The sequence below is a fragment of the Halococcus hamelinensis 100A6 genome (assembly GCF_000336675.1).
Classification (GTDB): Archaea; Halobacteriota; Halobacteria; order Halobacteriales; family Halococcaceae; genus Halococcus; species Halococcus hamelinensis.
On the sequence record NZ_AOMB01000017.1, the window covers coordinates 38,955 to 58,439 of the forward strand.

At 68.3% G+C, this 19,485-nt stretch carries 24 protein-coding genes and 1 pseudogene; 18 read left to right on the forward strand and 7 right to left on the reverse strand.

The window, feature by feature from the left end:
* Nucleotides 1-78 precede the first annotated feature (78 nt).
* Together C447_RS06275 and C447_RS06280 are read left to right on the forward strand one after the other, a co-directional pair.
* The gene (locus C447_RS06275) at nt 79-648 is read left to right on the forward strand and encodes a TATA-box-binding protein (RefSeq protein WP_007691998.1); all 570 of its coding nucleotides are present in this window, start codon (nt 79-81) and stop codon (nt 646-648) included.
* 83 nt (nt 649-731) lie between these two features.
* Nucleotides 732-1,106 (forward strand): DUF7473 family protein, encoded by a 375-nt coding sequence (locus C447_RS06280; protein ID WP_007691999.1) that lies wholly within the window; start codon nt 732-734, stop codon nt 1,104-1,106.
* Nucleotide 1,107: 1 nt separating this feature from the next.
* Here the strand turns inward: C447_RS06280 and hisG are convergent, their stop codons facing one another.
* Nucleotides 1,108-1,953, reverse strand: a complete 846-nt coding sequence (gene hisG, locus C447_RS06285) for an ATP phosphoribosyltransferase (protein WP_007692000.1) — start codon at nt 1,951-1,953, stop codon at nt 1,108-1,110.
* A 134-nt stretch (nt 1,954-2,087) separates the two neighbouring features.
* On the opposite strand from hisG, the gene C447_RS06290 reads away from it, so the two are divergent.
* From C447_RS06290 to C447_RS06300, 3 genes are all read left to right on the forward strand, one after another.
* The gene (locus C447_RS06290; RefSeq protein WP_007692001.1) at nt 2,088-3,308 is read left to right on the forward strand and encodes an FAD-dependent oxidoreductase; all 1,221 of its coding nucleotides are present in this window, start codon (nt 2,088-2,090) and stop codon (nt 3,306-3,308) included.
* A 169-nt stretch (nt 3,309-3,477) separates the two neighbouring features.
* A complete protein-coding gene (locus C447_RS06295) occupies nt 3,478-3,687 on the forward strand; it encodes a hypothetical protein (RefSeq protein ID WP_007692002.1) in 210 nt (69 codons plus the stop codon).
* A 100-nt stretch (nt 3,688-3,787) separates the two neighbouring features.
* Entirely contained in the window at nt 3,788-5,077 is a 1,290-nt protein-coding gene (locus C447_RS06300; RefSeq protein ID WP_007692003.1) for an amidohydrolase, read from the forward strand.
* A gap of 4 nt (nt 5,078-5,081) precedes the next feature.
* Here C447_RS06300 and C447_RS06305 read toward each other — a convergent pair whose 3' ends face one another.
* Nucleotides 5,082-6,725 carry a PQQ-dependent sugar dehydrogenase gene (locus tag C447_RS06305; RefSeq protein ID WP_007692004.1) on the reverse strand — a complete coding sequence of 548 codons (1,644 nt, stop codon included), beginning with the start codon at nt 6,723-6,725 and terminating at the stop codon, nt 5,082-5,084.
* An 82-nt stretch (nt 6,726-6,807) separates the two neighbouring features.
* The gene (locus tag C447_RS06310; RefSeq protein ID WP_007692005.1) at nt 6,808-7,866 is read right to left on the reverse strand and encodes a hypothetical protein; all 1,059 of its coding nucleotides are present in this window, start codon (nt 7,864-7,866) and stop codon (nt 6,808-6,810) included.
* A gap of 150 nt (nt 7,867-8,016) precedes the next feature.
* On the opposite strand from C447_RS06310, the gene C447_RS06315 reads away from it, so the two are divergent.
* Both C447_RS06315 and hjc read left to right on the forward strand, forming a co-directional pair.
* Entirely contained in the window at nt 8,017-9,291 is a 1,275-nt protein-coding gene (locus C447_RS06315) for an adenosylhomocysteinase (RefSeq protein WP_007692007.1), read from the forward strand.
* Entirely contained in the window at nt 9,288-9,713 is a 426-nt protein-coding gene (gene hjc / locus C447_RS06320) for a Holliday junction resolvase Hjc (protein WP_007692009.1), read from the forward strand. Before C447_RS06315 ends, hjc begins: the two co-directional genes overlap by 4 nt.
* Nucleotides 9,714-9,924: 211 nt before the next feature.
* On the opposite strand, the gene C447_RS06325 is transcribed toward hjc, so the two are convergent.
* Nucleotides 9,925-10,590, reverse strand: coding sequence for a potassium channel family protein (locus C447_RS06325; RefSeq protein ID WP_007692011.1), 666 nt, complete (start codon nt 10,588-10,590; stop codon nt 9,925-9,927).
* Between the two features lie 106 nt (nt 10,591-10,696).
* Between C447_RS06325 and C447_RS06330 the strand changes: the two genes are divergently transcribed.
* Nucleotides 10,697-11,476: an NAD-dependent epimerase/dehydratase family protein gene (locus C447_RS06330; protein WP_007692020.1), complete on the forward strand. Its 780-nt coding sequence runs from the start codon at nt 10,697-10,699 to the stop codon at nt 11,474-11,476.
* 27 nt (nt 11,477-11,503) lie between these two features.
* On the opposite strand, the gene C447_RS06335 is transcribed toward C447_RS06330, so the two are convergent.
* Complete coding sequence (locus C447_RS06335) at nt 11,504-11,788, reverse strand: translation initiation factor eIF-1A (RefSeq protein WP_029601964.1); 285 nt, start codon at nt 11,786-11,788, stop codon at nt 11,504-11,506.
* A 125-nt stretch (nt 11,789-11,913) separates the two neighbouring features.
* Between C447_RS06335 and C447_RS06340 the strand changes: the two genes are divergently transcribed.
* Both C447_RS06340 and C447_RS06345 read left to right on the forward strand, forming a co-directional pair.
* Nucleotides 11,914-12,627 (forward strand): class I SAM-dependent methyltransferase, encoded by a 714-nt coding sequence (locus tag C447_RS06340; RefSeq protein ID WP_007692024.1) that lies wholly within the window; start codon nt 11,914-11,916, stop codon nt 12,625-12,627.
* 116 nt (nt 12,628-12,743) lie between these two features.
* Complete coding sequence (locus tag C447_RS06345) at nt 12,744-13,406, forward strand: 2,5-diamino-6-(ribosylamino)-4(3H)-pyrimidinone 5'-phosphate reductase (protein WP_007692025.1); 663 nt, start codon at nt 12,744-12,746, stop codon at nt 13,404-13,406.
* A gap of 18 nt (nt 13,407-13,424) precedes the next feature.
* Here the strand turns inward: C447_RS06345 and C447_RS06350 are convergent.
* A pseudogene (locus C447_RS06350) lies at nt 13,425-14,661 on the reverse strand (FAD-dependent oxidoreductase).
* Between the two features lie 83 nt (nt 14,662-14,744).
* Between C447_RS06350 and C447_RS06355 the strand changes: the two are divergent.
* From C447_RS06355 to C447_RS06380, 6 genes are all read left to right on the forward strand, one after another.
* Nucleotides 14,745-15,029 carry a DUF357 domain-containing protein gene (locus C447_RS06355; RefSeq protein ID WP_007692029.1) on the forward strand — a complete coding sequence of 95 codons (285 nt, stop codon included), beginning with the start codon at nt 14,745-14,747 and terminating at the stop codon, nt 15,027-15,029.
* Between the two features lie 54 nt (nt 15,030-15,083).
* A complete protein-coding gene (locus tag C447_RS06360) occupies nt 15,084-15,359 on the forward strand; it encodes a winged helix-turn-helix domain-containing protein (protein WP_007692031.1) in 276 nt (91 codons plus the stop codon).
* A 55-nt stretch (nt 15,360-15,414) separates the two neighbouring features.
* Nucleotides 15,415-15,726, forward strand: coding sequence for a hypothetical protein (locus tag C447_RS06365; RefSeq protein ID WP_007692032.1), 312 nt, complete (start codon nt 15,415-15,417; stop codon nt 15,724-15,726).
* Between the two features lie 236 nt (nt 15,727-15,962).
* Nucleotides 15,963-16,946, forward strand: a complete 984-nt coding sequence (locus C447_RS06370; RefSeq protein ID WP_007692033.1) for a transcription initiation factor IIB — start codon at nt 15,963-15,965, stop codon at nt 16,944-16,946.
* 60 nt (nt 16,947-17,006) lie between these two features.
* Nucleotides 17,007-17,186 carry a DUF7836 family putative zinc-binding protein gene (locus C447_RS06375; protein WP_007692034.1) on the forward strand — a complete coding sequence of 60 codons (180 nt, stop codon included), beginning with the start codon at nt 17,007-17,009 and terminating at the stop codon, nt 17,184-17,186.
* A gap of 207 nt (nt 17,187-17,393) precedes the next feature.
* Nucleotides 17,394-17,633, forward strand: a complete 240-nt coding sequence (locus C447_RS06380) for a UPF0058 family protein (RefSeq protein ID WP_007692035.1) — start codon at nt 17,394-17,396, stop codon at nt 17,631-17,633.
* A gap of 51 nt (nt 17,634-17,684) precedes the next feature.
* Here C447_RS06380 and C447_RS06385 read toward each other — a convergent pair whose 3' ends face one another.
* Nucleotides 17,685-18,146: a DUF555 domain-containing protein gene (locus C447_RS06385; RefSeq protein WP_007692036.1), complete on the reverse strand. Its 462-nt coding sequence runs from the start codon at nt 18,144-18,146 to the stop codon at nt 17,685-17,687.
* A gap of 85 nt (nt 18,147-18,231) precedes the next feature.
* Here C447_RS06385 and C447_RS06390 point away from each other — a divergent pair, with 85 nt between their 5' ends.
* Both C447_RS06390 and C447_RS06395 read left to right on the forward strand, forming a co-directional pair.
* Nucleotides 18,232-19,149, forward strand: a complete 918-nt coding sequence (locus C447_RS06390) for a DNA-3-methyladenine glycosylase family protein (RefSeq protein ID WP_007692037.1) — start codon at nt 18,232-18,234, stop codon at nt 19,147-19,149.
* Between the two features lie 42 nt (nt 19,150-19,191).
* Nucleotides 19,192-19,467, forward strand: a complete 276-nt coding sequence (locus C447_RS06395) for an acylphosphatase (protein ID WP_007692038.1) — start codon at nt 19,192-19,194, stop codon at nt 19,465-19,467.
* The last annotated feature ends 18 nt before the right edge of the window (nt 19,468-19,485 follow it).

Below are 19,485 nucleotides of genomic sequence, written 5' to 3' on the forward strand. Positions count from 1 at the left end.
CGGGATGTTCATCGTCGATACGTATCAACCAACACCACCAACTTTTATAAGTCTTAAATACTATTTTTAAGACGACTCATGTCCGCTCAGGACCCAAAGGAAACCATCAACATCGAGAACGTCGTGGCGTCGACGGGTATCGGGCAGGAACTCGACCTCCAGAGCGTCGCGATGGACCTCGAAGGTGCGGACTACGACCCCGAACAGTTCCCGGGGCTGGTCTACCGAACCCAGAACCCGAAGTCCGCGGCCCTGATATTCCGGTCGGGGAAGATCGTCTGCACCGGCGCGAAGAGCACCGCCGACGTCCACGAGAGCCTCGAGATCGTCTTCGACAAGCTCCGGGACCTCGAGATCAAAGTCGAGGACGCTCCCGAGATCGTCGTCCAGAACATCGTCACGAGCGCCGACCTCCAGAAGACCCTGAACCTCAACGCGATCGCCATCGGGCTGGGGCTCGAGAACATCGAGTACGAGCCCGAGCAGTTCCCGGGGCTCGTCTACCGGCTCGACGACCCCGAGGTCGTCGCGCTGCTGTTCGGTTCGGGGAAGCTCGTCATCACCGGCGGGAAGGAGCCCGCCGACGCCGAACACGCCGTCGACAAGATCACCGACCGGCTCGACGACCTCGGGCTGCTCGACGGCTGAGATACCCCCTTTTCATCCGAACGTGAGCGAGCTATGAACCGCGAGGGAAACCCGGGACGAACCCGCGAGGACGGACGCAGGCGATGATCGAGAACGTCCTCGCACAGGTCACCCCGACCACCGGCAGGCCGCTCGCCTACCTCGGGACGTTCGTGCTCGCGGCGGCGGTCTACTCCCTCACCGCGCACATCGCCGCCCGGAACGTCCTCGGCGACGTGCCGGCTCGGCGAGCGCTCCTCGTTGGACCGGGCCCCGCCGCCGTCTCGGTCGCTCTCCAGCAGTACGGCGTCCTCGCGTTCGCCGTGGCGCTCGCGCTGGATTTCGTGTTGATCCGCTACGTCTACCGGCTTCGCTTGCGAACCGCGGGCCTCGTGACGGTCATCCACCTCGTGGTGAGCGTCCTCGTCCTGTTCGTGGCGCTGAGCGCCTACCGGCTCGCAAGTACCGCGCCCGGATAGCTCAGTCGACGAGGCGTTCGATCTCGGTCACCAGAATGTCGCTCGCGCCGCGCGCCTTGACGTCGGTGATGACCTCGAAGACGTCGCGTTCGTCGACCACGGCGTGGACCGCGACCTGGTCGCCGCCCGCGATGTTCATCACCGTCGGCCCGCCGAGCCCCGGGATCACGTCCCGGATCGCGTCGAGTTCGTCCTCGGGGGCGTTCATCATGAGGTAGCGTTTGCCCTCGGCCGAGCGCACCGAGGAGAGCGCGGTCTCGATCTCGGCGAGCTTCGGGTCGTCGGCGACGTCGGGCCGGACGAACAGCCGGGCGGAGCTTTCGAGGACCTCGTCGACGACCGCGAGCCCGTTGACCCGGAGGGTGGTTCCCGTGGAGGTGATGTCGATGATCGCGTCGGCCATCTCGACGTGCGGGGTGAGTTCGGTCGCACCGGAGACCTCGACGACCTCGGGGTCGATCCCCCGTTCGGCGAAGTACTCCCGGGCGATGTGGGGGAACTCGGTCGCGACGGTTCCGCCCGCGAGGTCATCGACCGACCCGATCGAGCCGTTCTCCGGGGCGGCGAGCACCAGTCGGCAGTTCCCGAACCCGAGGTCGAGGCGTTCGTCGAGGTCGACGCCGGCCTCGCGGACCTGGTCGAGCCCCGTGACGCCGGCGTCGGCCGCGCCGTCGGCGACGTACTCGGGGACGTCAGCCGCCCGGACGAACAGCACCGTGACTTCGGGGTCGACCGTCGAGGCGTAGAGCTGGCGGTCGGTGCCGTTCTCGAGGTGGAGACCCGCGCGTTCGAGCAGACCCACCGTCGGATCGTGGAGGCGGCCCTTGTTGGGCACGGCGAGGCGCATACCCGCTATCGAGTCCCCGCGGATGAACTGCCTTTCGTTACCCGCGCGACCGACCCGCCGGCTCGACCGTCCAACGAACCGCTACCGGGTTCGGCGGTCAACAGCGTCATGACTGCGTAGCGCCAGGATCCGGTATGAACCGGGAGACCGACGTGCTCGTCGTCGGCGGCGGCGCGACCGGGGTCGGCGTCGCGCGCGACCTCGCGATGCGGGGCGTCGACGTCACGCTCTGCGAACGCGGCGGGCTGGGGTCGGGAACGACGGGGCGCTCGCACGGCGTGCTCCACAGCGGCGCGCGCTACGCCGAGTCCGACGCCGAGGGCGCACGCGAGTGCATCGCGGAGAACCGGGTCGTCAAGGGGATCGCCGGCGCGTGCGTCCGGGACTCGGGCGGCTACTTCGTCGCGCTCGACGGCGACGACCCCGACTATTTCGAGGCGAAGCTCGAGGGCTGTCGGGCGCAGGACATCCCCGCCGAGCCGATGTCGGGAGCGGCGGCGCGCGAGGCAGTACCGGCGCTCGCCGACGATGTCGAACGAGTCATCCGGGTGCCCGACGCCGTGGTCTACCCCTCGCGGCTCGTCGCGGCCACGGCCGAGAGCGCCCGTCGCCACGGCGCGCGGGTGCTCCCCGACGCGCCCGTGACGGACCTCCACACCGAGAACGGGCGGGTCGTCGGCGCGACGGTCGACCACGACGGCGGGGAGACCGTTCGGACGAACCACGTCGTCAACGCGGCGGGCGCGTGGGCGGGCCGGATCGCGGAGAAGGCCGGCGTCGAGGTATCGATGCAGCCGACGAAGGGCGTGATGGTCGCGATCGAGGGTGTCGAGGTGGACCCGGTCCTGAACCGCTGCCGGTCGCCCGCCGACGGCGACCTCGTGGTCCCGCACGACGACGAGGTCGTGCTGGGCACCACGAGCGTCGCGGTCGACGACCCCGACGAGTATTCGCGGGAGGACGAAGCGGTCGACCGGATGGTCGCCGAGTGCGCCGCGATGGTGCCCGCGCTCGCGAACCGCGAACCGGACAGAACCTACTGGGGCGTCAGGCCGCTCTACGCGCCCGACGAGGACGAACGCGGCGGCGCGCGCTCGATCTCGCGGGGCTTCTTCCTGCTCGACCACGCCGACGACGGGGTCGGGGGGTTTTCGAGCATCGTCGGCGGGAAGCTCACCACCCACCGCCGGATGGCCGAGGCGGTCGCCGACCACGTCTGCGACGCGCTCGGGGTCGACGGGACGTGTCGAACCGCCGACGAACCGCTCCCCGGCCACGACGACCCCGCGGAACTCGACGACCTCGTCGGCGAGTACGTGACCGACTCGCCCGCCGACAGCGACCTCCGGGACTGACGACGGGCGCGGGGTTTCGGGACCGAGGTCCGCTCGAACCGGGAGTCGTCGGTCACGGCTGTCGACGGACCGCAGCGACCGACCGCCGCTCGCGGATGCGTTCGGTCGGCGCTACCGACCACGTTATCGTCTCGCGGTGCGTCCGTCCTGTCGAGGGGTACGTTACCAATTGTCAGATTCAAAGCAACCGGATGGCCACGCGTTCCAGCCGACCGACGACGAGGAGGACGTCGAGACCGTTCGCCCGTCCGACGACCTCGGCGTCCCCGAGGACCGTCTCTCACGCCGCGCGTGGAAACGGGCGTGTGAGTCGTGCGAGACGCTCGTTCCGGTCGGGAACTACTGTATCGAGTGTGGGGACCCGTTGACCGAGGAGTAGCGCGGCGTCGACGAAGCCGTGGCCGGGTCGTAGCCCACACCGGGGTCGAGAAGCCGCCCGGCTTCGACGGATTGAGGGTTCGGGCCGCCCCAGTCCGGCCATGACCACGCTCGAGATCGTCGGCGGTCGGGTGCTTCGTCCGGACATGACCGTCGAGCACGGGGACGTGCTCGCGGACCGGGAGACGGGCGAGATACGTGCGGTCGGCGACGTTCCCGACGGCGACGAGTCGCTGGACGCGAGCGGCGGGCTCGTCATCCCCGGATTGGTCAACGCCCACACCCACGTCGCGATGACGCTGTTGCGGGGCTACGCCGACGACGAGCCCCTCGAAACCTGGCTTCAGGAGGACATCTGGCCGGTCGAGGCCACCCTCGAACCCGCGGACGTCCGGGCAGGGGTCGAACTCGGGCTGGTCGAGATGATCGAGACCGGCACGACCGGCTTCTGCGATATGTACTTCGACGTCCCCGAGACCGTCGCCGCGGTCGAGGAAGCGGGCCTCCGCGCCCGCGTCGGCCACGGCATCGTCACCGTCGGGAAGGACGAGGACGAAGCCCGGGCGGATCTCGAGGAGGGGCTACGCGTGGCCCGCGAGTTCGACGGTGCGGCGGACGGGCGGGTCTCGACGGCGTTCATGCCCCACAGCCTCACCACCGTCGACGCCGCCGAACTCGACGCGTTCGTGCCGGAAGCACGCGAGGCGGACGTTCCGGTCCACCTCCACGCCAACGAGACGACCGGCGAGGTCGAGCCCATCGTCGACGACCACGAAAAGCGCCCCCTGGAGTATGCCGTCGACCACGGCCTGCTCGAACCCGAGGACTTCGTCGCCCACGGCGTCCACCTCGACGAGCGCGAGGTCGACCTGCTCGCCGAGCGGGGTGCCGGCGTGGTCCACTGTCCGGCCTCGAACATGAAGCTCGCGAGCGGGATCGCCCCGGTGCAGACGCTCCTCGATGCGGGCGTCACGGTCGGCCTGGGAACCGACGGGGCGGCCTCGAACAACGACCTCGACATGTTCGACGAGCTCCGCGACGCCGCGATGGTCGGCAAACTCGGGGCCGGCGACGCGAGCGCGGTCGACGCCCCGAGCGCGGTCGGGATGGCGACGGCGGGGAGCGCCGCGGTCGCGGGCTTCGATGCCGGCCGGATCGAGCCGGGCGCGAACGCCGACCTCGCCGTCCTCGACCTCGACGCGACCCACCTCACGCCCCACCACGACCTCGTGAGCCACCTCGCCTACGCCGCCTCGGGGACTGACGTCCGGCACACGGTCTGCGATGGCGAGGTCCTGATGCGCGACCGGGAGGTCCTGACGCTCGACGTCGACGAAGTCCGTGAAACGGCCGAGCGCCACGCCGCGGCCGTGGTCGAGCGCGCCGAGTAACGGGTTATTCGCGGCCGCCGAGGCGTCGCGCGCCGACCGCCGCCAGACCCGCGAGCGCCGCGACGACGCCGAAACCCGGTCCGTTCGAGCTGGTGGTCTCGTTGCCGCTTCCGCCCGTCGCGCCGGTCCCGGCGGAGCCCGCACCGCTCGTGGCCTCGGATTCGCCGGCCGCCGCACCCCCCGCCGTTCCGTTCGCCCTGGCCGCCATTCCCGTCGATGTGCCCGTCGTCCCGGCGTCCGTCCGGTTCCCGGACCCGCCGCTCGCGTCCGAGGCGGGGACGAGCCGGTGGACGCCACCGCCGTCGTCGCCCCGGGTGAGAGCGTAGAGCTCGTCGTCGTTGTCCCGGCCGATCGCGATGAGCGCACCGTTCAGTTCGCCGTCGTCGGTCGTGGCGACGTCGAGTTTCGTGAACGACCAGAGGTCGTCGCCGTCACTGGGTGTGGCGGCGAACAGCGCGCCGACGGCGGAGCCGCCGAAGAGGTAGTCGCCGAAGACGTACTGGCCGGAGAGCGCGTCGACCGATCCGTCGTAGACGTAGCCGCCGATGACCGACACCCCGACCGGCTGGCCGTCCCTGACGTGCGGATACTCGATGACGGGGTCGATGAGCGGCTCGCCGCCCCGGACCGACTCCGGGGTCGAACTCGGGCAGCTGTCGCCGCTCGTGCCGTAACAGTGGGTCCCCTCCCGGACGTTCCAGCCGTAGTTCCCGCCGTTCTCGACGATGTCGACCTCCTCGTACTCCGACTGGCCGACGTCGGCGACGTAGAGCTCGCCGTTGGAAAAGCCCATTCGCCAGGGGTTGCGAAAGCCCCACGCGAAGTGTTCGTCGAGGCCCTCTTCTCCCACGAGGGGGTTGTCCTCGGGGATGCCGTAGGGTTTCCCGTCCGATTCACCGTCGACGTCGATCCGGAGGACGCTCCCGAGGAGGTTCTCGGTGACGTCCTGACCGTTGCCGCCCTCGTTCGCGTCGTACCAGTCCTCGGCGTGACCGGTGCCGGCGTCGCCGCCCTTGCCGCCGTCGCCGAGCGAGGCGTAGAGGTAGCCGTCGGGCCCGAACGCCACCGCACCGCCGTTGTGGTTGCTCTGGGGTTCGGGCTCCGAGATGAGCTGGCGTTCGGAGTCTGGGTCCCCGCTCGACCCGTCGTCGGTCGCCGTGAACTCCGAGAGCACCGCGTTGTGCGAGTAGGGGTCGGGCGTCTCCTCGGTCGGGGGTTCGCTGTAGCGGAGGTAGAACCGGCCGTTGTCCGCGAACTCGGGGTGGAAGGCGAGCCCTAGCGCACCCTGTTCGCCCTCCACGGGGGTCATTCGGTCGGCGATGTCGATGAACGGTTCGTCCCGGCTGCCGTCGTCGTCGACCACGTAGACCTGGCCCGCACGTTCGAGCACGAACCACCGGTCGTCGCCCGCCGGCGCGGCGAAGTCGATCGGTTCTTCGAGCCCGTCGGCGACGGTTTCGAGCCCGATCGACGGACCGCCCGGCACCACCGCCGCCTGCTGTCGAGCCGGCGTCGCACGACCCGTGCCGACCCCACCGAGACCGCCGGTCACCCCGGCGAGCGTGCCGGCTGCGACGGTTCCGAGCAGACGGCGGCGGGTTGGAGTCGGTTCGAAGGAGGAAATCTCGGGGCGGCTATCTGCGTTCATCGGGTGAGTGTCACGTTCGAGTCGCCGTCCGGGTAAAGTTCTACCGGCCCCACGTGCTGCGATTCGGCCTCTGTCCGACGGCTCAGTCCCCCGAGAGCCGGTCGCCGACCGACTCGCCCGGTTCGACGGTGTTCCAGGGCTCGCCGTCGACGGAGACCCGAAGCGTCGCGTTGCCGTCGTTGCTCAGGGAGGTGACCTCGCCCGTCGTCCGATAGCTGTCGACGCCACCGTCACCGACGAACCCGTAGATCTCGTTGGTTCCGATAGGTGACCATCGGTCCGGACGGTCCGCCTCGGCGGGAACGTCGGCCTCGTTGCCGAGCGTGAGTCCCTCGGTCGCCGAGAGGAAGTACATCGACTCGCCGCTCCCGACCGCCTCGACCCGGACGACGTTCTCCGAGTCGCTCGGCGGCGGCAGCGTGGTCGGCGCGATCGTGGTGTTCCCCTCTAGCCCCTCGCCGGGTTCGAGCGTGTCGGTCCGTTCGCCGTCCTCGTAGACCGCCAGCGTCGCGTTGCCGTCGTTGACCATCGTGCCCGGCGAGACACCGGTGATGTAGCTGTCGACGCCCCCGTCACCGACGTAGCCCTGAATATAGGTCTCGGTCAGATGGATCGTCCGGTCCGGGTGGTCGGCACCCTCGCGGTCCGCCTCGGGCCCGAGTTCGATGCTCCCCGGGACGTAGATCCGGTAGTAGGACTCGCCGCTCCCGACCGCCCGCACGACCAGATATCGCTGGTCGTCGTCCAGCCCGTCGGGCCGTTCGACGACCGACCCGGATTCGGTTCCCGTCGGCGTGTCGGTCGGCGTCGCGGTGCTCGTGGCGGCCGGTGTTGCAGTCGGAGTACTGGTCGGTGTCGGAGCGGGAGTCGTCGCTGTCGGCGTCGCGGTTGATGCTGTGGTCGCGGTCGCCGTCGACGTCGCGGCGCGAGTCGTCGGGGTGGCCGCTACGGTCGTCGTGGTCTCGGCGGGCGTCTCGGTCGCGTCGTCGCCTCCCGTGGGGGCCCCGCCAGCCGCCGTCCCTTCGATCGGCGTCGACGTCGGTGCGGCGGTCTCCTCCCCACCGAGACCGGCGAGTCCGGCACAGCCCGAGAGCAGAACGGCCACGGCGATCACGATCGCGAGGGTGGATTTCGACGTCATCTCGTCGTTGGCGTTCGGAAGCGCTCCGGTGGCATATAAACCCCACCGTTGTCGCGGCGGTGGGCGCGTTCGACATCCCTCGGGCGACGTGTCGCGGTCGATCCACCGGGCTTCGGTAGGGTTTTGAGCCCACTGGCTCTCGATACGACCATGACCGCATCTCCGATCACCGACCGGCTCGACGACCCGGCGGCGAGCCGGGAGTCGGGCCGCCAGAAGATCGACTGGGCCCGCGAACACATGCCGATCCTCGACGCGCTCCGCGAGGAGTTCGAGGCCGAGCAACCCCTCGCGGGCGAACGCCTCGGGATGGCGATGCACGTCGAGGCCACCACTGCCGTCCTCACCGAGACCCTCGCGGCGGGCGGGGCGGAGATCGCCATCACGGGCTGCAACCCGCTCTCGACCCACGACGACGTCAGCGCGGCGCTCGACGCCAACGATTCGATCACCTCCTACGCCGAGCGCGGGGTCGACGACGACGAGTACTACGACGCGATCGAGGCCGTCATCGACCACGAACCCACCATCACCGTGGACGACGGCATGGACATGGTCGCCGCGATCCACGAGGACCACCCCGACCTCATCGACTCGATCAAGGGCGGCTGCGAGGAGACGACGACCGGGGTCCACCGCCTCCGCGCGATGGACGACGACGGCGCGCTCGACTACCCGGTGTTCGCGGTGAACGACACCCCGATGAAACACCTCTTCGACAACGTGCACGGGACCGGCGAGTCCTCGCTCGCCGCCATCGCGATGACCACCAACCTCTCGTGGGCGGGCAAGACCGTGGTCGTCGCTGGTTACGGCTTCTGCGGGCGCGGCGTGGCGAAGAAGGCCGCCGGGCAGAACGCGAAGGTCGTCGTCACGGAGGTCGACCCCCGGCGCGCGCTCGAAGCCCACATGGAGGGCTATGAGGTCCTGCCGATGGACGAGGCCGCCGCCGTCGGCGACGTCTTCATCACGACGACCGGGAACCGCGACGTGATCACCCGCGACCACTTCGAGTCGATGCAAGACGGCGTCCTGCTCGCCAACGCGGGCCACTTCGACATCGAGATCGACCTCGACGCGCTCTCCGAGCTCGCCGAGAGTGATCGTGAGGTTCGCCCCGGCGTTCGTGAGTACGCGCTCAGTGATGGAAGACGGCTCAACGTGCTCGCGGAGGGTCGGCTGGTGAACCTCGCCGCGCCGGTGGCGCTCGGCCACCCGGTCGAGGTGATGGACCAGTCCTTCGGGGTCCAGGCCGTCTCGGTTCGCGAACTCACCGAAGCGAGCTACGAGCCGGGCGTCCACGACGTGCCCGACGAGCTGGACAGGGAGGTCGCCGAGATCAAACTCGACGCCGAGGGGATCGACCTCGACGAACTCACCGGGGCACAGACCGAGTACATGGGGAGCTGGGACCACGGGACGTGAGCCACGCGAAGGGCGACCGGGTGGAACGCGAACTCGTCAATCGGCTCGATGGGGCGGGCTACGCGGTGATGCGCGCGCCCGCCTCGGGAGCGGCCACCGAGCGCGAACTCCCGGACGTGCTCGCGGGCAACGGCGACGACTTCTACGCCATCGAGGCGAAATCGTCCTCGGGGGATCCGATCTACCTCACCGGCGAGGAGGTCGAGGCGCTCGTCTTCTTCGCGCGGAACTTCGGCGCGAAACCCCGGATCGGGGTGCGCTTCGACCGCGAGGACTGGTACTTCTTCCATCCCGGCGACTGCTACGTCACCGACGGCGGCAACTACCGCGTCAAGAAGGAGACCGCCCTCTCGGACGGCATCGACTTCGACGAACTCACCGGCCAGTCCTCACGAACTCAGCTCGACGAGTACGAGCCCTGACTTCGATCCCACGGCGACCGCCGCCGAACCCGGTTCGTCGTGCGAGTGTCTGACGCGGAATTAAGTACCGTCCGGGCCTCGTCCCGAGCGGGCGCGTCGACCGGTTCCACCCCTCCCCCACACTTCCCCCCGTTCGCGCGCCCGGTTTTCCCTCTCCTCTAGATCGGGGCTCCTCCACCCCGACCCCGACCGTTCGAGCCGCGCCGCCGGTTCAGTCGTCGGCCGTCCCGTGGATACGGTCGCGGACCGCCGAGACGACGTCCGGTTCGGCCATCATCGCGAGGCGGTCGCCGGTCTCGACTTCGGTCCTCGGCAGCGGGATCGTCATCGGCTCGTCCGCGCGACCGTGGGCGTAGATGTGGGCGTCGTCGGGGATGTCGAGCGCGACGACGCGTTCACCCACCACCGGGGAGTCCTCGGGGACGACGAGCACGATCGCCGAGAGCCGTTCGGTGATGTCGGCGAGCACGCTGAAATCGCCGCCGAGCAGCGCGGTCTTCGCGCCGGCCGCGCCGAGCTGCTCGGGGTAGATGATCTCGTCGACGCCCTCGCTGTACTTTCGGTAGACGTCCTCGGTGAACTCGTCGCTGATCCGGAGAACGGTGCGACAGCCGTGGTCGTTCCCCGCCCGACAGGCCTCGAAGTTGACTTCGGGGTCGCCGGTGAGACCGCCGACCGCGTCGGCGGTTTCGAGGTCGGCTGATTCGAGCACCGCCTCCGAGGCTCCGTCGCCCTCGATCACGTCGATCCCCGCCTCGCGAGCCCGTTCGACCTTCTCGGGGTCGTTCTCGACGACGGTCACCTCGTGGCCCTCCGTATCGAGGATCTGTGCGGTCCGGATCCCGACGCGGCCGTAACCCACCAAGACGCAGTTCATGCGCCCTCTTGCGCACCGGGGATGAAAACCCTACCTGCTTTCCGGCACGAACGACCTGCCAGGCCGTCATCAAGCCCTATGTACTCTCCCGGAGAACGGCGGTACGATGACGAAGATCGCGATAACCGGCGCGGCGGGCAACGTTGGACGAGTGCTACTGGATGGCTTCGCCGACCACGAGGTCACGCCGCTCACGTTCGAGGAAACGGACGACCTCGATTCGATCGTCTGCGATATCACCGACCGCGAGGCGTTCGTCGACGCGCTCGACGGTCAGGACGTCCTGATCCATCTGGCCGGGAATCCCTCGCCGTACGCCGAGTGGGACGACCTCAAGGAGCCGAACATCGACGGGGTCTACAACGCCTACCACGCGGCCATCGAGAACGACCTGGACCGGGTGGTGTTCGCGAGTTCGAACCACGCCGTCAACATGGACGACATCTCGGATCCCACGGAACCCGAGACGATGGCCGCCGACGCGCCCACGGTCTACCCCGGGACCGCGGGCCGGCCCGATTCGTTCTACGGGGTCTCGAAGGTCGCGGGCGAGGCGCTCGGCGACTTCTTCTCGAAACGCTACGACATCGAGGCCGTTAGCCTCCGCATCGGCTGGCTCATGACCGAGGACGAACTCGAAGACTCACAGGACACGGCGGACAGCGACTACCCCGAGGACGCCGCCCGGTTCGGGCGCGCGATGTGGCTCAGCCACCGCGACTGCCGGGACGTCTTCGAGTCCGCCGCCACCGCCGAGGTCCCGCACGAACCGCTCGTGGTCCACGGGATCTCGCGCAACGACGACCGCTACCTCTCGCTCACCGAGACCCAGCGCACGATCGGCTATCGGCCACGTGACAACGCGAGCGAAACGCTCGAAAACTAATCGTTCGGAACGCGAACGTCGGATCGGTTACTCGATGTGGCCTTCGCGCCGGAGCTGGTCGGCGTCCTGGTCCTCGTAGCGCCACTCGATGGTGCCCTTCTCGTCCTGCCAGTCCCAGGGCTCGAGGATCACGACGTCGCCCTCGTTGATCCAGACCCGATACTTCATTCGACCGGGGATCCGCCCCATGCGCTCTCTCCCGTCCATACACCGTACGCGGACGTGGTTGCCACCGTTGTGCTCGGTGACGACCCCGAAGACCTGGTTGTCGTCCGGCATTCGGAGGTTCTTTCGTCCGGATCCTTCGCTCATGCGTTCCGGTAGGTGACATGGACTCTTAAGCCATTGGAAACGTTCGGTAGCGTTTGCCACGCCCTCGATGGGTGGAGAACCGATCCGATGGATTGGTGCGTTCGCGGTCGGTACGGGTTCGAACCGTGCCCCCGAACGACTCCGCGACCCCGTTCGCGAGCGCCGAGACCTACTACGCCGACTACCGCCCGGGGTACGGCGAGCCCGCCATCGAGTACCTCCAGGGTCGATTCGACCTCGACGGCAGTTCGCGCGTGCTCGACCTCGGCTGTGGGGCCGGTCAGGTCGCGGTCCCGGTCGCGGCACACGCGGGGTCCGTCCTCGGGATGGACCCGAACCCGGAGATGCTCCGGGAAGCCGAGGCGCGCGCCGAACGCGCTGGACGGGAGAACCTTGACTGGGTCGTCGGCTCGGACGCCGAACTGGCGGGGGTCGAGGGCCCCTTCGACCTCGTCACGATGGGGCGCTCGTTTCACTGGATGGACCAGGCACGAACCCTCGAACGGGTCCACGAACTCACCAGTCCTGGGGGCGGTGTCGCGCTCCTCACCAACCGCGAGTGGATCACGCGCGGGACGAAGGAGTGGCAGGACGCGGTCTACGCGCTCGTCGGCGAGTACCTCGCGGACCTCCCCGAACGAACCGGCCCCGATCGAGTACGACGACCCCTGGGACGAACTCGTCACGGAGTTCGGGTTCGCCGTCGTCGAGACCGCGACGTTCGGGTTCGAACGCGCCTGGGACGTCGATTCGGTCGTCGGCTACGTCTTCTCGCTCTCCTTTTGCTCGCCAGCCACCGTCGGGAACGAGAAGGAGGCGTTCGAAGCGGCCCTTCGTGACCGGCTCGACGGGTTCGACGAACCGTTCGTCCAGGACGCCGTCGTGACGGTGATCGCCGGGAGGAAATAGCTCCGGCCACCGAAAGCGGCTTTCGCCGTCGTGGAGTACTCGCCCCATGCACGTCGTGGCCAACGCGGCGATGAGCGCCGACGGGAAGCTCTCCTCGCGCCGACGCGAGCAGGTCGTCATCAGCGGGCCCGAGGACTTCGCCAGAGTGGACGCCCTGCGGGCGTCGTGCGATGCGGTGCTCGTCGGGGTCGGCACGGTGCTCGCCGACGACCCCCACCTGACCGTCGAGGACCCGAAGCTACGCGACGAGCGACGCGCGCGCGGCGACCCCACCCACCCCGCGCGGGTCGTGGTCGACACCCGTGCACGAACGCCGCCCGGGAGCCGGATCCTCGACGACGAGGCCTCGACCTACGTACTCGTCGGTGAGGCGGCCCCCGAGGACCACCGAGCGGCCCTCCGTGAGGCTGGCGCGCACCTCCTCGAAACCGGCGACGACCGCGTTGACCTCACATCGGGGTTCGCGGCGCTCGAAGCCGAGGGGATCGACCGGCTCATGGTCGAGGGCGGTGGCGAAATTCTCTTTTCCGTGTTCGAAGCAGGCCTCGTCGACGAACTCTCGGTCTTTCTCGGCTCGCTGGTCATCGGTGGCCGGGAAGCACCCACGCTCGCCGACGGAACGGGCTTCGTCGAGGAGTTTCCCGACCTCGCGCTCGAATCCGTCGAGCGGATCGACGACGGCGTGCTGTGTCGCTACGCGGTCGAGTGAGAAATCGGATTGGGACCGTCAGTCGTCGTCGGCGAACGCGGCTTCCGCTTCCGCCGTCGGTGCGTCGTGGGTTTCGAGATAGTCGTCGGCGTCGAGTGCGGCCTTCGCGCCCATGCCCCCGGCGGTGACGGCCTGCTGGTAGTGTGAGTCGACGACGTCGCCCGCACCGAAGATGCCGGGAACGCCGGTTCGGGTCTGTCCGCCGCCGGTGCCGCCCTNGGCCTGCTGGTAGTGTGAGTCGACGACGTCGCCCGCACCGAAGATGCCGGGAACGCCGGTTCGGGTCTGTCCGCCGCCGGTGCCGCCCTCGGTGTGGAGGTAGCCCGTGGCATCCATCTCGACGCCCGTCTCCCGGAGGTAGTCGGTGTTGGGGGTGTGGCCGATGGCGAGGAAGACCGCGCCGACGTCGAGGTCGACCTTCTCGGTTTCGGGGTCGTCGCGCTTCTCGCTCGGGTGGCCCTCGGGGTGAGTGAGAAGCGAGACGCCTTCGATGCCACCCTCGGGAGTCCCACGTACTTCGTCGAGTTCGGTGTTTTTGACGACCTCGACCTCGCCGGCATCGACGTGCTCTTCGAGGCGGTCGATCCAGTAATCCTCGGCGCGGAAGGTCTCGCGGCGGTGGATCAGGTGGACTTTGGAGGCGAACTTCGTGAGGAAGCTGGCCTCCTCCATGGCGGCGTCGCCGCCGCCGACGACGACCATCTCCTCGTCGCGGAAGAAGGCCCCGTCGCAGGTCGCACAGGTCGAGACGCCGTAGCCCATGAGGTCGTCCTCGCCGGGAATTCCGAGAGTGCGGGCACTGGCACCGCTGGCGACGATGACCGCGTCGGCGGTGAGCGACTCCCCACTGGAGAGGGTGAGTTCGAAGGGTCGGGTCGAATCGTCGACGGCCTCGACGACGCCGTGGCGGACGTCGGCCCCGAAGTTCTTGGCCTGTGTCTTCATTCGCTGGACGAGTTCGGAGCCCCCGATGCCGTCGGGGAAGCCGGGGTAGTTTGCGACGTCGGTGGTGAGAGTGAGTTGGCCACCGGGTTCGTCGCCTTCGAGGACGAGTGGGTCGTTGTTCGAGCGGGCGGCGTAGATCGCGGCGGTCAGCCCCGCNGGTGGTGAGAGTGAGTTGGCCACCGGGTTCGTCGCCTTCGAGGACGAGTGGGTCGTTGTTCGAGCGGGCGGCGTAGATCGCGGCGGTCAGCCCCGCGATCCCCGACCCCGTGACGACCAGGCGGTGGTGTTCCGGCTCCTGGTTTTCGGACATACCTCCTGTAGGGTCCGCGGAAGTAATTAGCTTGTGGACTCGGGGCTCGAAGCGTTTAGGTGGGTCTCGGCTCTTCGACTCGCATGCCCGCAGACCTCGCGGAGAAGACCGACCGCTACGAACGACTCCTCGCCGAGGCGCTCGACGCCGCGAGCACCGCGCCCCCGGAGGGAACCCCGCTGGCCGGCGTCGCCGCCGACTACGAGGAGATGGCGCGGTCGTATCTCGCCGACGGCCGCCACTTCCGCGAATCGGGCGACCCCGTGAACGCGCTCGCGGCGTTCTCGTACGGCCACGCCTGGCTCGACGCCGGCGCGCGCCTCGGCGTGTTCTCGGTGCCGGACGAGGGCGACCTCTTCACGGTGTAGACCGCCTTCGGCGGTCGGTGTGCTTACAAGGGATGGGTGTGTCAGTTCCGTTCGATGGAGGCCGTGCTGTGGTACGTGCTGACCGGCACCCGTGGTGGCACGAACCGCGTGCGGATCCTCAAAGCGCTCGACGAGCGCCCACGCAACGCCAACCAGCTCGCCGGGGACCTGGACCTCGATTACAAGACGGTCCGACACCACCTCGACGTGCTGGTCGACAACAACGTTCTCGAAAACAGTGGCGACGACTACGGCGCGGTCTACCTCCCGACGGACCAGGCGCGCCACCACTGGGAAACGATCGAGGACATCATCGAACAGGTGGACTGAGTATGGCCCGATTTGGGAAAGAGTATATGCGAGGCTGTGAGTTAGAGGTGAATAGATGGCGGTTCTGATCGACGGCATGCGCGTCTTCAGCGCGCTCAACGTGCTCTTCCTCCTCGTTCTCGCCTACATCTGGGGCCGGAACTATCTCCGATTCCGCTCGAAGCACACCCTCGGGCTCCTCGTCTTCGCCGTGTTGCTCCTCGCCGAGAACGCGCTGGCGATCTACTTCTTCGCCTTCCACCACGGCCTCACCGCGTGGGTGACGGACCCGTCGCTCGTCCCGCCGCTGGCACAGGAGGCCATGCTAGCGCTCCGGGTGCTGGAGTTCGGCGGAGTCGCCTTCCTGACCTGGGTGACGTGGGATTGAACCCGGCCGACAGCGGCGTCCAGCCACGACGATCCACCCTAAAAACATCCCGATTAACGAGGTGATATATGACCCCGTTCTCAACGCTGGCCTGAGGACGTGAGACGTCCGATCTCGGACGTCGGCTATCGGTACCTTTAAGTTCTTTACGGACTAACGTGCTGTCAAGCACCGAGTTCTGGGATCGTCCACAGAGTACCCCACACAGAGCACCGTATCAGAGTGCCTATCCAACAATGAGCGACACTACAACCCGGATCAACGAGAAGGAACGAGAGCAGACCGAAGAGGAGATCGACGAGCAGGAGGCCGCCGAGGACGAACTGACCTGTCCCGAGTGCGGTGGCCGGCTCGCCGCCGACACCGAACACGGCGAGACGGTCTGTATGGACTGCGGGCTCGTCGTCGAGACCGACGAGATCGACCGTGGCCCCGAGTGGCGGGCGTTCGACTCGGCCGAGCGCGACCAGAAGTCGCGCGTGGGCGCGCCGACGACGAACATGATGCACGACAAGGGCCTCTCGACCAACATCGGCTGGCAGAACAAGGACGCCTACGGCAACGCCCTGAGTTCGCGCCAGCGCCAGAAGATGCAGCGGCTGCGAACCTGGAACGAGCGGTTCCGAACCCGCGACTCGAAGGAGCGCAACCTCAAACAGGCCCTCGGCGAGATCGACCGCATGGCGAGCGCGCTCGGCCTCCCGGACTCCGTTCGCGAGACCGCCTCGGTGATCTACCGCCGCGCGCTCGACGAGGACCTCCTGCCTGGGCGCTCGATCGAGGGCGTCTCGACCAGCGCGCTCTACGCCGCCGCGCGCCAGGCCGGCACCCCGCGGAGCCTCGACGAGATCGCGACGGTCTCCAGAGTTGGAAAAATGGAGCTCACCCGGACCTACCGCTACGTCGTCCGCGAGCTGGGTCTCGAGATCCAGCCCGCCGACCCCGCAAGCTACGTCCCGCGGTTCGCCTCCGACCTCGACCTCTCTGAGGAGTCCGAACGCCGCGCCCGCCAGCTCCTCGAGACCGCGAAGGACGAGGGGATCATCAGCGGCAAGAGCCCCGTGGGCCTCGCGGCCGCTGCGGTCTACGCCGCCGCGCTGCTCACCAACGAGAAGGTCACCCAGGGTGCAGTGAGCGAGGTCGCCGACATCAGCGAGGTCACCATCCGGAACCGGTACAAGGAGCTCCTCGAAGCCGAAGGCGACGTCATGGCGGCCTGAACAGGCTCGTCACCCGATCCACACGAAGGTTTTTGTCGGCTTCGCCCGTCGACGCGCGGTATGGACGAAGCAGCCGTCCAACTGTTGTGCCCGGAGTGCGCCAAACACTGGCAGTCGGCACCGCGCGACCTCCCCGCGAGCGACGCGGTGTTTCACTGCCCGAACTGTCACGCGAGCTACCGGCTCACCGAGTTCATGCGAACCGACCGCGACCTCACGATGCTTCGGCAGTTCGAGTAGCCGCCGTCCATCGGCCCGGCCCCCCTCCCGGTCCGACCGTTCTCGATACGTTTTTCGCCGACCTCGCTGCCCTCACCACCCGTGATCGCCGCGGATCGTTCGTGAAGAACCGCCGTAGCCGCCCCGATACGGGGTTTTTTACAGAGCAGTGTGTTAACGCGCATCAGGATACTACTATTACCCTCCAGTCGTTAGGCGTACTCGCCCATGAAAAAGCAGGAGCTCATCCACCTCCACGGCCTGCTTGCAGAGGTACGCAAACACCACGAAGCACGAACCGGGACTTCGGTCGAATACGAGTCCTACGAATCACTCGGGGTCAGGCCGACCTCGATCCACAAGTCGAAGACCGACCACAAGGCCGCTGTTTTTGCACTCGCCGACGGGATAACCGCCGACATGCGACACAGCGAAGAGACCGAAACGGTCCCCGCGGCCGCCGACTGACGACTCGCGCCGGTTCTGCCGCTCGTCCACTGTCGAGCGACAGCGCCGCCCTTACTCCTCGAGGAGCTCGTCGAAATCGGGGAGCATACCGCCGTCAGCCGCGGGTCCGTTCTCCTCCTCCGAGCCGTCGTCTTCCGTCGTCTCGGATTCGTCTTCTGTCGTCTCGGATTCGTCGTCGGCGTCGAGCACCTCGACCGAGAGCACGTCGAGCGGGATGTCCTCGAGGCGCTGGCCGATCTCCTTGCGGGCGATCCGGCTCGCGTGTTCCTCGCGTTCGACGTTGAAGACGGTCATCCCGAGTTCGAGCGCCACCAGCGCCTCGTCGGCGACCACGAACGCGGGCGGGAGCGCCTCGCCGCCGGGCGTGGTCCGCGACCCCGCCTCGATCTCGACGTAGCTGAGGTCGGGGTTGAGCATCCCGCCGGTCTTCGAGATGGCGATCCGCATCGCCTCGTCCGGCGTCTCGACGTCGTACACCGGGATGGCCGCCTCGACGACGACTCGACAGTCCATAGCGAGACGTTCGCTACCGGCGGCTATCAACATTTGGTCGGCCCGAGTCGAAAGCGCCAATCCGCCCGGCGGCCGAGTGCGGGCGATGGAAACCGGGACGATCGAGGTCGATTCGCTCGCCGGCGGGGTCGACCTCCAGGCCACCCTCGAATCCGGGCAGTCGTGTTTCTGGGACCGCGCCGACGGCCGCATGTACGACGAGTCGGGGGTCGCCCGCGGGTCGGCGTGGTACACCGCCGTCCTGCCCCCGGATCTCGCCGGCGACGACGAGGTGGTTCGGGTTCGACAGACCGACGGCCGGCTGGAGTGGGAGTCGAGCACGGACGCGACGGACCACCTCACCCACCTCCTCCGGCTCGACGACGACCTCCCCGCGATCCAGCGTGAACTCCCCGACGACCCGCTCATCGAGACGGCGTTCGACGCCTACGACGGCCTGCGGATCGTTCGCGATCCGCCGTTTCCGACGCTCATAACCTTCATCTGCTCGGCACAGATGCGGGTCAAGCGCATCCACACGATGCAGCGCACGATGGCGCGACGGTTCGGCACCGCCATCGAGTTCGACGGCGAGACCTACCACGCCTTCCCGACCCCCGACCAGCTCGCGGCCGCGACCGTGGACGAGCTCCGCGACTGTTCGCTCGGCTATCGGGCACCGTACGTCGCCGAGAGCGCGCGGCTCGTCGCCGACGGCGAACTCGACCCGACGGACGCCCGCGGGCGCGAGTACGAGGCCGCCCGCGAGTTCCTGAAGGGGTTCATGGGCGTCGGCGACAAGGTGGCCGACTGTATCCTCCTGTTCTCGCTCGGCTACCTCGAAGCCGTCCCGCTCGACACCTGGATCCAGACCGCGATCGCCGAACACTACCCCGACTGCGACCGCGGGTCGTACACCGAGACCTCGCGCGCCATCCGCGAGGCGTTCGGCGGCCAGTACGCGGGCTACGCCCAGACTCACGTCTTCCACTACCTCCGGGCCAACGGTCCCGACCTCGGGTGAGCGGCCCGGACGTTTTTCACTCGCGTGGCCCTGCATGCAACCATGAGTGACCGCGTTCGAGCACACGTCTTCGTTTCGGGGACCGTCCAGGGCGTCCACTACCGGGCGAACACCCGCGACGCCGCACGCGAGGCGAGCGTCGACGGCTGGGTGAAGAACCTCGACGACGGCCGGGTCGAGGCGGTCTTCGAGGGCGCGGAGGACGACGTCGAGCAACTGGTCGAGTGGTGTCACACAGGCAGCCCGGCGGCCGAGGTCGAATCGGTCGAGGCCGACTACGGGGAGCCCGAGGACGAATCGGAGTTCGGGATCCGTTGATAGTCCCGCACGCTTAAT

Coding starts and splice junctions, on each gene's coding strand:
- C447_RS06275 (WP_007691998.1), top strand. CDS start 79: ATGTCCGCTCAGGACCCAAAGGAAACCATCAACATCGAGAACGTCGTG.
- C447_RS06280 (WP_007691999.1), top strand. CDS start 732: ATGATCGAGAACGTCCTCGCACAGGTCACCCCGACCACCGGCAGGCCG.
- hisG (WP_007692000.1), bottom strand. CDS start 1,953: ATGCGCCTCGCCGTGCCCAACAAGGGCCGCCTCCACGATCCGACGGTG.
- C447_RS06290 (WP_007692001.1), top strand. CDS start 2,088: ATGAACCGGGAGACCGACGTGCTCGTCGTCGGCGGCGGCGCGACCGGG.
- C447_RS06300 (WP_007692003.1), top strand. CDS start 3,788: ATGACCACGCTCGAGATCGTCGGCGGTCGGGTGCTTCGTCCGGACATG.
- C447_RS06305 (WP_007692004.1), bottom strand. CDS start 6,725: ATGAACGCAGATAGCCGCCCCGAGATTTCCTCCTTCGAACCGACTCCA.
- C447_RS06310 (WP_007692005.1), bottom strand. CDS start 7,866: ATGACGTCGAAATCCACCCTCGCGATCGTGATCGCCGTGGCCGTTCTG.
- C447_RS06315 (WP_007692007.1), top strand. CDS start 8,017: ATGACCGCATCTCCGATCACCGACCGGCTCGACGACCCGGCGGCGAGC.
- C447_RS06325 (WP_007692011.1), bottom strand. CDS start 10,590: ATGAACTGCGTCTTGGTGGGTTACGGCCGCGTCGGGATCCGGACCGCA.
- C447_RS06330 (WP_007692020.1), top strand. CDS start 10,697: ATGACGAAGATCGCGATAACCGGCGCGGCGGGCAACGTTGGACGAGTG.
- C447_RS06335 (WP_029601964.1), bottom strand. CDS start 11,788: ATGAGCGAAGGATCCGGACGAAAGAACCTCCGAATGCCGGACGACAAC.
- C447_RS06345 (WP_007692025.1), top strand. CDS start 12,744: ATGCACGTCGTGGCCAACGCGGCGATGAGCGCCGACGGGAAGCTCTCC.
- C447_RS06355 (WP_007692029.1), top strand. CDS start 14,745: ATGCCCGCAGACCTCGCGGAGAAGACCGACCGCTACGAACGACTCCTC.
- C447_RS06360 (WP_007692031.1), top strand. CDS start 15,084: ATGGAGGCCGTGCTGTGGTACGTGCTGACCGGCACCCGTGGTGGCACG.
- C447_RS06365 (WP_007692032.1), top strand. CDS start 15,415: ATGGCGGTTCTGATCGACGGCATGCGCGTCTTCAGCGCGCTCAACGTG.
- C447_RS06370 (WP_007692033.1), top strand. CDS start 15,963: ATGAGCGACACTACAACCCGGATCAACGAGAAGGAACGAGAGCAGACC.
- C447_RS06375 (WP_007692034.1), top strand. CDS start 17,007: ATGGACGAAGCAGCCGTCCAACTGTTGTGCCCGGAGTGCGCCAAACAC.
- C447_RS06380 (WP_007692035.1), top strand. CDS start 17,394: ATGAAAAAGCAGGAGCTCATCCACCTCCACGGCCTGCTTGCAGAGGTA.
- C447_RS06385 (WP_007692036.1), bottom strand. CDS start 18,146: ATGGACTGTCGAGTCGTCGTCGAGGCGGCCATCCCGGTGTACGACGTC.
- C447_RS06390 (WP_007692037.1), top strand. CDS start 18,232: ATGGAAACCGGGACGATCGAGGTCGATTCGCTCGCCGGCGGGGTCGAC.
- C447_RS06395 (WP_007692038.1), top strand. CDS start 19,192: ATGAGTGACCGCGTTCGAGCACACGTCTTCGTTTCGGGGACCGTCCAG.